Annotated in this window: 11 protein-coding genes and 1 riboswitch; of the genes, 7 read left to right on the top strand and 4 right to left on the bottom strand. The window is 72.6% G+C overall.

The window, feature by feature from the left end; genetic code table 11:
• Window positions 1-86: 86 nt before the first annotated feature.
• Together ACWJ6R_RS17110 and ACWJ6R_RS17115 are read right to left on the bottom strand one after the other, a co-directional pair.
• The gene (locus tag ACWJ6R_RS17110; RefSeq protein ID WP_449063176.1) at window positions 87-1,268 is read right to left on the bottom strand and encodes an acyl-CoA dehydrogenase family protein; all 1,182 of its coding nucleotides are present in this window, start codon (window positions 1,266-1,268) and stop codon (window positions 87-89) included.
• An 84-nt stretch (window positions 1,269-1,352) separates the two neighbouring features.
• On the bottom strand, window positions 1,353-1,943 hold the full coding sequence (locus ACWJ6R_RS17115; RefSeq protein WP_449063177.1) for a class I SAM-dependent methyltransferase: 591 nt from the start codon (window positions 1,941-1,943) through the stop codon (window positions 1,353-1,355).
• 128 nt (window positions 1,944-2,071) lie between these two features.
• Here ACWJ6R_RS17115 and ACWJ6R_RS17120 point away from each other — a divergent pair, with 128 nt between their 5' ends.
• From ACWJ6R_RS17120 to ACWJ6R_RS17130, 3 genes are all read left to right on the top strand, one after another.
• Window positions 2,072-3,742 carry an ATP-binding protein gene (locus ACWJ6R_RS17120; RefSeq protein ID WP_449063178.1) on the top strand — a complete coding sequence of 557 codons (1,671 nt, stop codon included), beginning with the start codon at window positions 2,072-2,074 and terminating at the stop codon, window positions 3,740-3,742.
• A 46-nt stretch (window positions 3,743-3,788) separates the two neighbouring features.
• A complete protein-coding gene (locus tag ACWJ6R_RS17125) occupies window positions 3,789-4,490 on the top strand; it encodes a response regulator (protein WP_449063179.1) in 702 nt (233 codons plus the stop codon).
• 69 nt (window positions 4,491-4,559) lie between these two features.
• Entirely contained in the window at window positions 4,560-4,979 is a 420-nt protein-coding gene (locus ACWJ6R_RS17130; protein ID WP_449063180.1) for a hypothetical protein, read from the top strand.
• Window positions 4,980-5,047: 68 nt separating this feature from the next.
• Here the strand turns inward: ACWJ6R_RS17130 and ACWJ6R_RS17135 are convergent, their stop codons facing one another.
• Entirely contained in the window at window positions 5,048-6,691 is a 1,644-nt protein-coding gene (locus ACWJ6R_RS17135) for a methyl-accepting chemotaxis protein (protein WP_449063181.1), read from the bottom strand.
• Window positions 6,692-6,921: 230 nt separating this feature from the next.
• Complete coding sequence (gene thiC / locus ACWJ6R_RS17140) at window positions 6,922-8,652, bottom strand: phosphomethylpyrimidine synthase ThiC (protein ID WP_449063182.1); 1,731 nt, start codon at window positions 8,650-8,652, stop codon at window positions 6,922-6,924.
• A riboswitch (TPP riboswitch) is annotated at window positions 8,645-8,757 on the bottom strand. It overlaps the preceding gene by 8 nt.
• Window positions 8,758-9,058: 301 nt before the next feature.
• On the opposite strand from thiC, the gene ACWJ6R_RS17145 reads away from it, so the two are divergent.
• The 4 genes from ACWJ6R_RS17145 to ftsR form a co-directional block, all read left to right on the top strand.
• Window positions 9,059-9,649: a CDP-alcohol phosphatidyltransferase family protein gene (locus ACWJ6R_RS17145; protein WP_449063183.1), complete on the top strand. Its 591-nt coding sequence runs from the start codon at window positions 9,059-9,061 to the stop codon at window positions 9,647-9,649.
• Window positions 9,650-9,660: 11 nt separating this feature from the next.
• A complete protein-coding gene (locus ACWJ6R_RS17150; protein WP_449063184.1) occupies window positions 9,661-12,162 on the top strand; it encodes a sugar phosphate nucleotidyltransferase in 2,502 nt (833 codons plus the stop codon).
• 314 nt (window positions 12,163-12,476) lie between these two features.
• Window positions 12,477-12,989, top strand: a complete 513-nt coding sequence (locus ACWJ6R_RS17155; protein ID WP_449063185.1) for an FHA domain-containing protein — start codon at window positions 12,477-12,479, stop codon at window positions 12,987-12,989.
• Window positions 12,990-13,015: 26 nt separating this feature from the next.
• Window positions 13,016-13,479 (top strand): transcriptional regulator FtsR (ftsR, locus tag ACWJ6R_RS17160; RefSeq protein ID WP_449063186.1); only part of this gene is annotated, 464 nt, incomplete at its 3' end.

Genomic DNA, 13,479 nt, shown 5'->3' on the forward strand with positions numbered 1-13,479 from the left:
TCCCGTGCCCGTCCGGCCCGTCGCCCGCGCCGGCGCTCGGTCTGACCACCGGGGACCAGGCCGCCCGGGCCGCCGGGCGGGTGCGGTCAGAAGCTCCGCGGCAGGCCGAGGACCTGGGTGGCCAGGTAGTTGAGCAGCAGTTCCTCGGTGACCGGGGCGACCTTGCCGATGCGGGCGTCGGCCAGCAGCCGGGCGACGGGGTACTCCAGCGAGTAGGCCATGCCCCCGTGGGTCTGGAAGGCGTGGTCGGCCGCCTCCCAGGCCACCTGGGAGGCGGTCAGCTTGGCGATGTTGGCCTCTGTGCCGCACGGCCGCTGCTCGTCGAAGAGCCAGGCGGCCTTGTACAGCATCAGCCTGGCGAGCTCGATCTTGGCCTTGACCTGGGCGAGGGGGAAGGCGACGGCCTGGTTGGCGCCGATCGGCCGACCGAAGACCTCTCGCTCCTTCGCGTACTGCACGGCCGCCCGCAGCGCGACCTCGGCGCCGCCGAGCGCGGAGGCGGCCAGCAGGATGCGCTCGGGGTTGAGGATGTCCCACAGCACCTGCGCGCCCCGGTCCACCTCCCCGACGACGTTCACCGCCGGAACGCGCAGGTCGTCGATGAAGACCGTGTTGGACGGCGTGGTGTTGGCGCCCATCTTGGGGATCGGCCGGTAGGAGAGCCGGCCCGCGGCGACGGCCTCGGGCACGTTCACCAGCAGGACGGTCAGGCCGTGGGTGCGGGGGCGGGCCTCGGCGGCGGGGACGGTCCGGGTGACCAGGAGCATCCAGGTGGCGCGCTGCACGCCGGTGATCCAGATCTTCTGGCCGTTGACCACGAACTCGTCGCCGTCGCGCCGGGCGGAGGTCGAGATGCCGAGCGCGTTGGAGCCGGCGTCGGGCTCGGTGAGGGCGAAGCAGGTCTCGATCTCGCCGGTGGCCAGCCGGGGCAGCAGCTCCTCGCGCTGGCGCGCGCTGCCGTGCCGGGCCAGGGTCATCGCGCCGAAGCCGGGGGTCAGGACGTAGGTGAACGCCGACCCTCCGGCGGCTCCGGAGGCGGAGAGGGTCTCGGTGGCCACGGCCAGCTCCAGCAGGCCCTGGCCGCCTCCGCCGTACTCCTCGGGGACGGCCAGCCCCAGCCAGCCGCCCTTGGCCAGCTCCGCCCAGACCTCCTCCGGCCAGCGCTTGTCGGACTCGCAGCGCTGCCAGTAGTCGAGGTCGTAGCGTGAGCAGATGTCGGCGACGCCGCGCTGTACGGCCAGCGCGCTCTCCGGAAGAGTGAAGTCCACCCTGATCGGCTCCGTTCTGGTCGCGTGCGCGGAGAACCGGTTGTGCGCGCAATGGTAGAACGAAGTTCGGTCAGAAGGCGAGGGTCACGCGCGGGGGCGCCGCGCGTGGTACACGAAGGCCGGCGGGACGTTGCCCCACACCGTCCGGCCCGTGACGACCTCCTCGAAGGTCTCGTGCAGGCGCCGCCGGAAGCGCCGCGCGGGCGGCAGGTGCTTGGCGAAGCTGTAGGCGAAGGTGGTGAAGGCCGTGTGCGGCCCCATGACGGCGGCGACGGCGTCCAGCAGGCTCGCCTGCGTCCCCTCGGAGAAGGCCGCCCAGGGCAGTCCGCTCACGACCGCGTCGGCCTGCAGGAAGCCCCGCTGCTCGAGCAGGTCCGGCAGCCCCGCCGCGTCCGCGACCACGACGTCGACCTTGGGGTGGCGGGCCGCGAGGAACTCCGCCAGCTTCGGGTTGATCTCTACCGCCAGATGGTGCCCCCGACCGCCCAGCCGCCGCTGGATCTCCGCGGTGAACGCGCCCGTGCCCGGACCGAGCTCGACGATCACCGGATCGCCCCGGTGGGGGACCGGTGTGGTCACGGACTCGGCGAGCCTGCGGGAACTCGGGGCCACGGCTCCGGTGGTCCCCGGGGCCCGCATCCACTGCCCTAGGAAGACCGCGGTGTCATTGGTCATGATGTGAAGGTTAAGGGTTCTTTGGCCGTTGATTACCGGTCATTCGGCCGATCTTCCGGCCAGTAGGAGGAGGCGCCGCCCTTCGGGAGGATGAGCGGACCGCCTGCGCGGGCGGATACCTTTTCGCTATGAGATCCCGCGGTCCGGTGCCGGACGTCCTTCTGGCGCTCGCCGGGATCGCCCTCGGCCTCGTCGTCTCCGGCAAGACCGGCGAGCCCGCGCCGTGGCCGGCCGCGGCGGGGCTCGCCCTGCTGGCCGGGGCCCCGATGGGGTTCGTCCGGCGCGGCCCGCTGGTGGTCTGCGCCTACTACGCGGCCTTCCTGATCGTCGGCGACCGCTTCCCGGCGTTCACCACCGACACCGCGCAGATCCTGCTCCCGGTGGCCGTGGGGATCCTCGCCCACCGCGACACCTGGCGCCGGATCGTGCCCGGCGCGGTCCTGGCCGGTGCCGCCACCGCGGTCAACCTCGCCGACCCTGGAATCGCCTTCACCGCCGCCACCTGGTACTTCCCGCTCGGGATGAGCGCCGTCCCGGTCGTGGTCGGCCGCTACCTGCGCAGTCCCATCGAGGCCGTGGCCGAGGTGGAGCGCCGGCCCGGCCTGGACCTGCTGCTGGCCGGCGGCGGGGTGGCCTTCATGGTCCTGGACACCTGGACCGGCTGGGACGCCGGGCCGTGGCCCGTCTGGGGAGTGGGCTGGTTCGTGATCGGCTGCGGGCTCACCGCCGGGCTGGTCCGCCTGCTCCCCGGAACGGCCTTCGCGCTGCAGGCCGTACTGGTGCTGCTGGCCGACCAGAACGCGCAGTTCGCCGCGAACTCGCTGCAGGGCCTGTTCCTGGTGACGCTGGGCGCCTTCGCGATGTACGCCTCGTGGTCCTGGACCGCCGTCGCCTACCTGCTCGCGGCCGGGGTGACCGCGATGAACGTCGTCGACGACGGGCCGGCCGAGGTGACCCCGCTGCGGATCGCCGCCCTGATGGCCATGGTGGCCGCGCCGGTCATCATCGGCCGCTACCTCGGCGTCCGGCGGGCCGCCGCGGGCCTGCAGCTGGCCATGGCCGAGGAGGCCAGGCAACTGGCCGCCGAGCGCGCCCGGGCCGACCTGCTGGCCGAGCGCGAGCGCATCGCCCGGGACGTCCACGACATCGTCGCCCACCACGTCGGCGCCATGGTGCTGCGGGCCGGCGCCGCCCGGTACGCCGCGCCCTCGGGACCGGTGGCCGAGGCGCTGGCCGACATCCGCGCCACCGGCCACCAGGTGCTGGAGGACCTGCGGGGCCTGCTCAACGTGCTGCGCGACCCCGAGCTCGCCCACCTGCCCGTCGCCGACCCCGAGGAGGTGGTCCGTGACGCGGTGGAGCGGATGAACGCCGCCGGGCTGGAGGTCGAGCTCCGCCTCGGCCCCGGGACCGAGGCCGTCCCCCTGGTGACGCGTGCCTCGGCCGCCAGGATCGTGCAGGAGGGTCTGACCAACGTCCTCAAGCACGCCGGGCCCGGCACCCGCGCGACCGTCGAGCTGCGGGACGCCGGCGGGGCGCTGGAGGTGAGCGTGCTCAGCGGCCCGCCGCCCGGTCCCCGTGACGCGCTGCCCTCCTCGGGGCAGGGCATCGCGGGCATGCGCGAGCGGGCCCGCGCCCTGGGCGGGGACCTGTCCGCCGGTCCCCGCCCGGACGGCGGCTGGCGGCTGGCGGCGACGCTCCCGGTGGAGCGCCCCGGCCACCCGGCCGGCCATTCGTGCGGGATGACGCCGCAGTACAGACTGCTGCCGTGGCGTCGCGAGGAGGAGGAGACGGTGTGAGCGGGCGCGGTGCTGCCCAGTCCCGGCGGCCGGGGGAGGAGGTCCCGTGATCCGGGTCGTCGTCGCCGACGACCAGGCGCTCGTGCGCGCGGGCGTGCGGATGCTCCTGGAGGCGGCGGGGGAGATGGAGGTCTGCGGCGAGGCCGTGGACGGCGCGCAGGCCGTCCAGCATGCCGAGCGGCTCCGCCCCGACGTGCTGCTGATGGACCTGCGCATGCCCCGGGTGGACGGGCTGGAGGCCACCCGGCGGATCCTGGCGGCCTGGCCCGCCGCGCGGATCGTCATCCTGACCACCTTCGCCGAGGACGAGAACGTCTACGCCGCGCTGCGGGCCGGGGCGATCGGCTTCCTGGTCAAGGACGACGAGCCGGAGCGGATGGTCGACGCCGTGCGCCGGGCCGCCGCGGGGGAGCCGCTGCTGGCCCCCTCCGTGCTGCGCCGCGTGGTGGAGCGCGCCCTGGCGGCCGAGGAGCAGGCCGGGCCGCGCGTCCCGGCCGGGCTCACCGACCGGGAGCTGGAGGTGCTCTCCCTGGTCGGGGCGGGACTGTCCAACGGGGAGATCGCCGACGCCCTCCACGTGGGCGTGACCACCGTCAAGACCCACGTCTCCACCGCCATGGACAAGCTCGGACTGCGCAACCGCATCCAGGCGGCGGTGGTCGCCCACCGGATCGGCCTGGTCGGCGCGGACTTCCGCCCGGTACGGCATCCTCCCCGCGGCGGATCGGCGGGTCCGCCCCCGGGCTGACGACGCGGGCGCCTCCTCGCGGCCACGATGTGCTGCCAGGCAACACCACCGCGAGGAAGGACACCTCTCATGCAGGAGGTCATCACCCAGGGCCCCGCCGCCCAGGCCCGCCCGGTCCCCACCGGCCTGCTGTACGGCCTGCGGGTCCTGGTCACCGCGCAGGCGGCCGGGCTGATCGTCGCCGCCTCGTTCGCCGGCCAGGCCGTGAACGGCGGGGCGGACCTGGCCGAGACCCACGTGATGGTGGGCATGGTGGTGCACCTGATCGCCCTGCTGCAGATCGTGGCGGCCGTTCTGGTCTGGTGGCCGGGGCGGGGCGCGGGCTGGCCCGCGCTGGCCAGCCTCGGCCTGTTCCTGGTCGGCATGGGCCAGCACTTCAGCTGGGAGGCGCTCGGCACCCACGTGCCCAGCGGGCTGGCGCTGTTCGGGTTGACCGTGGCCGTGCTCGTCTGGGCCTGGTCGCCCCGCGCCGCGGTGCGCCGCTCCTGACGGGCCCGCTCGGCGGGGGAACGTCTCCCTGCCGTGGCTCCTGACGGGCCCGCCCGGCGGGGACCCGCTCAGTAGCGGAAGCGGGAGACCAGCTCGTGCAGCCGGGTCGACAGCCCGGCCATGTCGGTCGCCGCCCGCCGGCTCTCGGCCACGCCCTCGGCCGTCACACGTGCCGCGTCGGCCAGCACCGAGATACCGGCCGCGATGTCCGTGCTGCCCTGGGCGGCCTCGGCCACGCTGCGGTTCATCTCGTTGGTGGTGGAGGTCTGCTCCTCCACCGCGCCGGCGATGGTCAGCTGGTAGTCGTTGATCTTGCCGATGATCTCGCTGATCTCGGCGATCGCCGCCACCGCGCTCTCGGTGTCGGACTGGATGGCCTCGACCCGCTTGGAGATGTCCTCGGTCGCCTTGGCGGTCTCCTGGGCCAGGTCCTTGACCTCCCCGGCCACCACCGCGAAGCCCTTGCCGGCGTCCCCGGCCCGCGCCGCCTCGATGGTGGCGTTCAGGGCGAGCAGGTTGGTCTGCTCGGCGATGCTCGTGATCGTCTTGACAACGTCACCGATCTCCGCCGACGAGGCGCCCAGCTTGGCCACCGTCTCGTTGGTGGCGGAGGCCACGGCGACCGCCCGTGAGGCGACCTTGGCGCCCTCTCCCGCGTTGTGCGCGATCTCTCTGATGGAGGCGCCCATCTCCTCGGTTCCCGCCGAGACGGTCTGCACGTTCTGCGAGACCTGCCCGGCGGCGGCGGCCGCGCTCTCGGCCTGTGCCGAGGACTCCTGCGCCGAGGCCGAGATCCGGTCGCTGACCTCGGTCAGCCCGCCGGAGCCGGCCGCCAGAGTGTCCGCGCTGGCGGCCATCGAGGCGATGGCCGCCCGGATGGAGTCGTTGGCCTGGTTGACCGCCACCGCCATCTGGCCGACCTCGTCGCGCGAGGTCACCTCGGCCGTCCGGGTCAGGTCGCCGCGCGCCATCGCGGCGAGGGTCCGGGACAGGGCCCCCATCCTGCTGACGATCATGCGGGCGACCAGCCGGGCCAGTCCCACGGCGAGCAGGAGGCCGGCCACCAGCAGCACGATGACCACGGTGCGGGCGCTGCCGTACTGGTCGGACGCCCCGGCGGCCAGCAGGTCGGCCATCTCCCGCTCGTGCTTCGCCATGCCGTCCATGATGACGTTGATCTCGGTGGAGGTCTCGGCGAGCCGCTCGCCGGCCGCCGCCATGTCCATGCCGGCCGGCAGCGGGGCGCCGAACATCACGGCGTCGCGCAGTGTCCGGAACTCCGCCCAGGTCTTCTCGAAGGCGGCCAGCTCCGCGTGCGCCTGCGGGATGTCCGTGAAGCCGGCCTTGTAGGCCTCGAACTCGTCGGTCACCTGGTCGGTGAACTCCTGCACCTGGTCGGTGAGCGTCGCCCGCACCTGGGGGCTCCTGTCGACGACGGATCCGACGGAGTAGTTGTACATGTCGGTCATCCGGGCGCGGACCACGCCGAGCTGGGCCAGGTTGGTGTTGGCCGTCTGCATCACTTTCACGCTGTCGTTCATCGTCGCCATGCGGTTCAGCGCGGTCATGCCGATGGCTCCCGCCATGACTGCCACCAGGCCGACGGCGACGAGGACCTTGGTACCGATGTTCAGGTCGGTGAACCAGCCCAGCAGGCGGTTGCGGCGTACGGTCACCACAGGCGACGCGGCGTCGGGCAGGGGATTGGTCATGGTCGGAGTCCTTTTCGGGGGCGGAGCCGTCTTGAGTCGCCGCGGTGGGGCGGGCGGTGCGGCTCAGCCTTCATCGGCACCCGGGCGGACCTTCTGAGGGAATGCGGAGCAGATCGCCGGTAGGACGGGAAACCCGTCGCGGAGACCACGGCGACTCCGCCGCGCCACCGGTTCCGGGCCCGTCCGGTGCCGGCGGAGGGTTCCCCGCACCGGACGGGCCCGGCACCCCGTCAGTCGGCCAGGGGCAGGTAGACGCGGTTGCCGCCGGCCGCGAACTCCTCGGCCTTGGCCCGCATGCCGGCCTCGACGTCGTCACCGGACATGCCGGGGCCGTCGCCGTACGCGGCCGCGATGTCGTGGCTGATCCGCATCGAGCAGAACTTCGGGCCGCACATCGAGCAGAAGTGGGCGGTCTTGGCCGGGGCGGCGGGCAGGGTCTCGTCGTGGAAGGACCGGGCCGTGTCGGGATCCAGGGAGAGGTCGAACTGGTCCTCCCAGCGGAACTCGAACCGGGCGTCGGACAGCGCGTCGTCCCAGGCCTGCGCCCCGGGGTGGCCCTTGGCGAGGTCGGCCGCGTGCGCCGCGATCTTGTAGGTGATCACGCCGGTCTTCACGTCGTCCCTGTCCGGCAGGCCCAGGTGCTCCTTGGGCGTGACGTAGCAGAGCATGGCGGTGCCGTACCAGCCGATCATCGCCGCGCCGATGGCCGAGGTGATGTGGTCGTAGCCGGGGGCGACGTCGGTGGTCAGCGGGCCGAGGGTGTAGAACGGCGCGTCGTCGCAGAGCTCGCGCTGCAGGTCGACGTTCTCCTTGATCTTGTGCATGGGCACGTGGCCGGGGCCTTCGACCATCACCTGGACGTCGTGCGCGTGGGCGATCCTCGTGAGCTCGCCGAGCGTGCGCAGCTCGGCGAACTGGGCCTCGTCGTTGGCGTCGGCGATCGACCCCGGGCGCAGGCCGTCGCCGAGCGAGAACGCCACGTCGTAGGCCGCCAGGATCTCGCAGATGTCGGCGAAGTGCTCGTACAGGAAGCTCTCGCGGTGGTGGGCCAGGCACCAGGCCGCCATGATCGAGCCGCCCCGGGAGACGATGCCGGTCTTGCGTCCGACGGTCAGCGGCACGTGGGCCAGCCGCACCCCGGCGTGCACGGTGAAGTAGTCCACGCCCTGCTCGCACTGCTCGACCAGGGTGTCGCGGTAGACCTCCCAGGACAGCTCCTCGGGCCTGCCGTCCACCTTCTCCAGCGCCTGGTAGAGGGGGACCGTCCCGATCGGCACCGGGGAGTTGCGGATGATCCACTCGCGGGTGGTGTGGATGTTGCGGCCGGTGGACAGGTCCATCACGGTGTCGGCGCCCCACCGGGTCGCCCAGGTCATCTTGTCGACCTCCTCGGCGATGGTGGAGGCCACGGCGGAGTTGCCGATGTTGGCGTTGATCTTCACGAGGAAGTTGCGGCCGATGATCATCGGCTCGCTCTCCGGGTGGTTGACGTTGGCCGGGATGATCGCCCGCCCGGCGGCCACCTCGTCGCGGACGAACTCCGGGCTCACCCCCTCGCGCACGGCGACGAACCGCATCTCCTCGGTGATCACGCCGCGCCGGGCGTAGGCGAGCTGGGTCACCGGGGCGCCGGCCGCCCGCAGCGGCCGGTGGCCGCCGCCGGTGAAGACGGCGTCCAGCGAGCGCAGGTCGCGCGAGCGGGACTCGGAGTCCCGGTAGCCGTCGTCGCCCGGCTCGACCGGGCGGCCGCCGTACCTGACCACGTCGCCCCGGCCGAGGATCCACTCCTCGCGCAGGCGGGGCAGGCCGCGGGTGATGTCGACGGTCACGGCGGGGTCGGTGTAGGGGCCCGAGGTGTCGTACAGCGTGACGGACTCGCCGTTGGTCAGCCGGATCTCGCGCATGGGGACGCGGAGGTCACCGGAGTAGATCTTGGAGCTGGTCGGGCGCGCGTCGGACATCGCGCAAACTCCCTTCGCCGGCATTACCCGGAGCAGGTTCTGGCGGTCGGCGGCCGTTCCAGCCGTCCTCTCAGCCCGGTTCTCCGGGCTCCCGCGTTGGTCGGCGAAACCATAACGCGATCTTCACGCCGATCGCCAGCCCGCGCGCCGGTGAGGGATATGTCACTCCTCTCCGGGAGAGGGACCGGTCCTGCTTCCCCGGGGATAGGCCCGCGAGGGGGCTCCGGCGTCTGGACCGAGGAGCGAAGGAGCCCGCGAGGGGGCTCCGGCGTCTGGACCGAGGAGCGAAGGAGCGCAGCGGATGAGCGACGAGGGAAGACGGCGGTTACCGGCCCCCGAGCCGCGGCGCGCAGCGCCACCATGGGCACAGTAGTGTCACCCTCAGGTACGGGGAGGGGACGAACGGGTGAATGCGGAAGTTTCGGGGACCGAGGACCGGATCTGGACGGTTCCCAACGCACTGAGCCTGGCCAGACTGCTGGGCGTGCCCGTCTTCCTCTGGCTGGTGCTCGGCCCCGAGGCCGACGGCTGGGCCGTCGCGCTGCTGATGCTCGCCGGGTTCTCCGACTGGCTCGACGGCAAGATCGCCCGGGCGTGGAACCAGACCAGCAGGCTCGGCCGGCTGCTCGACCCGCTGGCCGACCGGCTCTACATCCTGGCGACCCTGCTCGGCCTGGCGCTGCGCGACATCATCCCGTGGTGGCTGGCGCTCGTCATCCCGCTGCGGGACGTCATGCTGCTGGGCATCCCGCCGATCCTGCGCCGCCTGGGGTACGGCCCGGCGCTCCCGGTGCACTTCCTGGGCAAGGCCGCCACCGCCAACCTGCTCTACTCCTTCCCCCTGCTCTTCCTCGCCCACCACGACGCGTGGTACGCCGGCCCCGCCCGGATCGTCGGCTGGGCGCTGGCCATCTGGGGCGTAGGGCTGTACTGGTGGTCCGGGGTGCTGTATTGGGTACAGGTGCGGCAACTTCTCAAAGGAGCTGGAACGCCTTAATGAGGTGATTCGTGAAGGCCGTCGTGATGGCGGGCGGGGAGGGGACACGGCTCCGGCCGATGACCGCCAACCAGCCCAAACCGCTGCTGCCCGTGGTCAACCGGCCGATCATGGAACACGTGCTGCGGCTGCTGAAGCGGCACGGGTTCACCGAGACCGTGGTGACCGTGCAGTTCCTGGCCGCCCTAGTCCGCACGTATTTCGGCGACGGCGACGAGCTCGGCATGGACCTGTACTACGCCACCGAGGAGAGGCCGCTCGGCACGGCCGGCAGCGTCAAGAACGCCGCGGACGAACTCCGCGACGACCGGTTCCTGGTCATCTCCGGTGACGCGCTCACCGACATCGACCTGACCGACATGGTCCGGTTCCACCGGGAGCAGGGCGCCCTGGTCACCATCGGGCTCAAGCGCGTGCCCAACCCGCTGGAGTTCGGCATCGTCATCGCCGACGAGCGGGGCCGGGTGGAGCGCTTCCTGGAGAAGCCCACCTGGGGTCAGGTCTTCTCCGACACGGTCAACACCGGCATCTACGTGATGGAGCCCGAGGTCCTCGACGAGGTCGCGGCGGGGGAGCCGGTCGACTGGTCGGCGGACGTCTTCCCCCGCCTGCTGGCGCGCGGGGCCCCGCTCTTCGGCTACGTGGCCGACGGTTACTGGGAGGACGTCGGCACCCACGAGAGCTATCTGGCGGTCCAGGCCGACGTGCTCTCCGGCAGGGTGGCGGTGGACCTCGACGCCTTCGAGCTCTCGCCCGGCGTCTGGGTGGCCGAGGGCGCGGTGGTGGACCCGGACGCCGTGCTCAAGGGCCCGCTGTACATCGGCGACTACGCCAAGGTCGAGGCCGGCGCCGAGCTGCGCGAGTACACCGTCCTGGGCAGCAACGCGGTGGTCCGCGAGGGCGCCTTCCTGCACCGGGCGGTGGTCCACGACAACGTCTACGTCGGTCCGGGAGTCCACCTGCGCGGCTGCGTCATCGGCAAGAACAGCGACCTGATGACAGGGGCCCGGGTCGAGGAGAGCGCCGTGATCGGCGACGAGTGCGTCATCGAGGCCGAGGCCTACGTCTCCTCCGGAGTCAAGGTCTACCCGTTCAAGACCGTCGAGGCCGGGGCGGTGGTCAACACCAGCGTGATCTGGGAGTCCCGCGGCCAGCGCAGCCTGTTCGGCCCCCGCGGGGTCTCCGGGCTGGTCAACGTCGAGATCACCCCCGAGCTGTGCGTCCGGCTGGCCAGCGCCTACGCCACGACGCTGCGCAAGGGCGCCTCGGTCGTCACCTCCCGCGACTCCTCGCGGGCGGCGCGGGCCCTGAAGCGGGCGGTGATCAGTGCCCTGAACGCCAGCGCCATCAACGTGCTGGACCTGGAGGCCACCCCGCTGCCCGTCTCGCGCTTCCACACGGCCAAGGAGAACGCCGTCGGCGGGATCGCGCTGCGCACCACCGCGGGCGACCCGCAGAGCGTCGACATCGTCTTCATGGACGACAGCGGCGCCGACCTGTCCCGGTCGGCGCAGCGGAAGCTGGAGCGGGTCTTCTCCCGCCAGGAGTTCCGCCGGGCCTTCCCCGGCGAGATCGCCGAGCTCGGCTTCCCCCCGCGGGTGGTGGAGGACTACACCCATGAGCTGCTGCGCCGGGTGGACATGACCGGGGTGCGCGACGCCGACATGAAGGTCGTGGTCGACTGCGCCGGGGGCACCTCCTCCCTGGTGCTGCCGAGCCTGCTGGGCCGGGTCGGGGTCGACGTGCTGACCGTCAACAACCGGCTGGACGAGGCCTCGCCCACCGAGACCTTCGCCGAGCGCCGCCGCGACCTGCAGCGCCTGGCGGAGCTGGTCGGCTCCTCCCGGGCGGCGTTCGGGGTGCGGTTCGACCCGGTGGGCGAGCGGGTCTCGCTGGTCAACGAGACGGGCCAGCTGATCAGCGAGGAGCGCGCCCTGCTGGTCGTGCTGGACCTGGTCGCGGCCGAGCGGCGCGGCGGCCGGGTGGCGCTGCCGGTGACCACCACGCGGGTGGCCGAGCAGGTCTGCCGCTTCCACGGCGTGCAGGTCGAATGGACCTCCACCGCGCTCGACGCGCTCACCGCGGCCTCCCGCGCACCGGACATGGTCTTCGCCGGGGACGGCCGCGGCGGGTTCATCGTGCCGGAGTTCGGCCCGGCGGTGGACGGGCTGGCGGTCTTCCTGCGCCTGCTCGGCCTGGTCGCCAGGACCCGGCTCTCGCTCAGCCAGATCGACGCCAGGATCCCCGTCGCCCGGCTGCTGCGCCGTACGGTGCCGACCCCCTGGGCGGCCAAGGGCGCGGTGATGCGCTCGGTCATCGAGGCGGCCGAGCGCCAGCGCATCGACACCACCGACGGCGTGCGGGTCGTCGGCGAGGACGGCAGCTGGGCGCTGGTCCTGCCCGACCCCTCCGAGGCGGTCACCCACCTGTGGGCCGAGGGGCCCGACGCCGACTCCGCGCAGGTCCTGCTGGAGCACTGGGCCCGGATCGTGGAACGGGCGGCCGGCCCGTGAACCGGACGGGTCCCACCGGGCGGCGGAGACCCGGGCCGAGGGGGCCTCGGGGCGGGAAGGGGCCGCCGGCCGGGAGGGGACACGGGAGGCGGCGCGACGCGCCCGGCTTGGCGAAGATATGGACCTTGGGCCTTCCCCGCCTGTAACTTTGTCCCCGACCGAACCCGCGGTCCAGTGCTCGCCTTGACCTTTGCCCCCCAGGGGCGTAAGTTGCGGCATTCGCAGTTTGAGCAAACACTTGAGAAGCGAAGAAGCGAGGCGCGCATCCCCGAGCACCGTTGCCGCGCCTTCGCGGTAGGAGGCCGAGCCGATCGATGCCGAGCGTCTACTGCACGCAGTGCGGTCATGCCAACCCCGAGGACGCGCGTTTCTGTTCTCGATGCGGGTCGCCGCTGACCAGAGCCGAGACACCCGGAGACAGCACGTCGACGATCTCCCTCTCCGGGATCGAGGCCTACGAGGCGGAGACAGGGGAGGCGTTCCTCGCCGAGCGGCAGGCCGTCGAGCAGTTGCCCCCGGGCACGGCCCTGCTCGTCGTCATGCGCGGCCCCAACGCGGGCAGTCGCTTCCTCCTGGGCAGTGACCTCACCACGGTGGGACGCCATCCGGAGAGCGACATCTTCCTGGACGACATCACCGTGTCGCGGCGCCACGTGGAGTTCTACCGGCGCGGCGGCGGCGTCTTCACCGTCCGCGACGTGGGCAGCCTCAACGGCACCTACGTCAACCGCGAGCGGATCGAGGAGGTCCCGCTCTACGGCGGCGACGAGGTGCAGATCGGCAAGTTCCGCCTGGTGTTCCTCACCCGCGGCGCCGCTGGAGGATGATGAGCCCGCAGGCCGCTCGTGCGCACATGAGCATCGGGGAGGTGCTCGCCCTGCTGCAGGGCGAGTTCCCCGACGTCAGCATCTCCAAGATCCGTTTCTTGGAGGGCGAGGGGTTGATCGAGCCGGAGCGCAGTCCCTCCGGCTACCGCAAGTTCACCTACGCCGACGTCGAGCGGCTCCGCTACATCCTCAGCGAGCAGCGTGACCGCTACCTGCCGCTGCGCGTGATCAAGGACCGGCTGGAGGAGGCCGACCGCGAGGAGCGGCCCGTCGCCCGGCCGCGCGCCGTGCCCTCGGAGGCGCAGCCGGAGGTCCGGCTCAGCCGCCAGGAGCTCCTGGCCGCCGCCGAGATCGACGAGGAGACCCTGGCCGAGCTCGAAGACTACGGCCTGCTGGCGGCCGTGGCCCGGCACTACGACGCCGAGGCGCTGGCCGTGGCCCGCAGCGTCGGCGCGCTGGCCGCCTTCGGCCTGCGGGCCCGCCACCTGAG

This window comes from Planomonospora algeriensis, assembly GCF_977012225.1.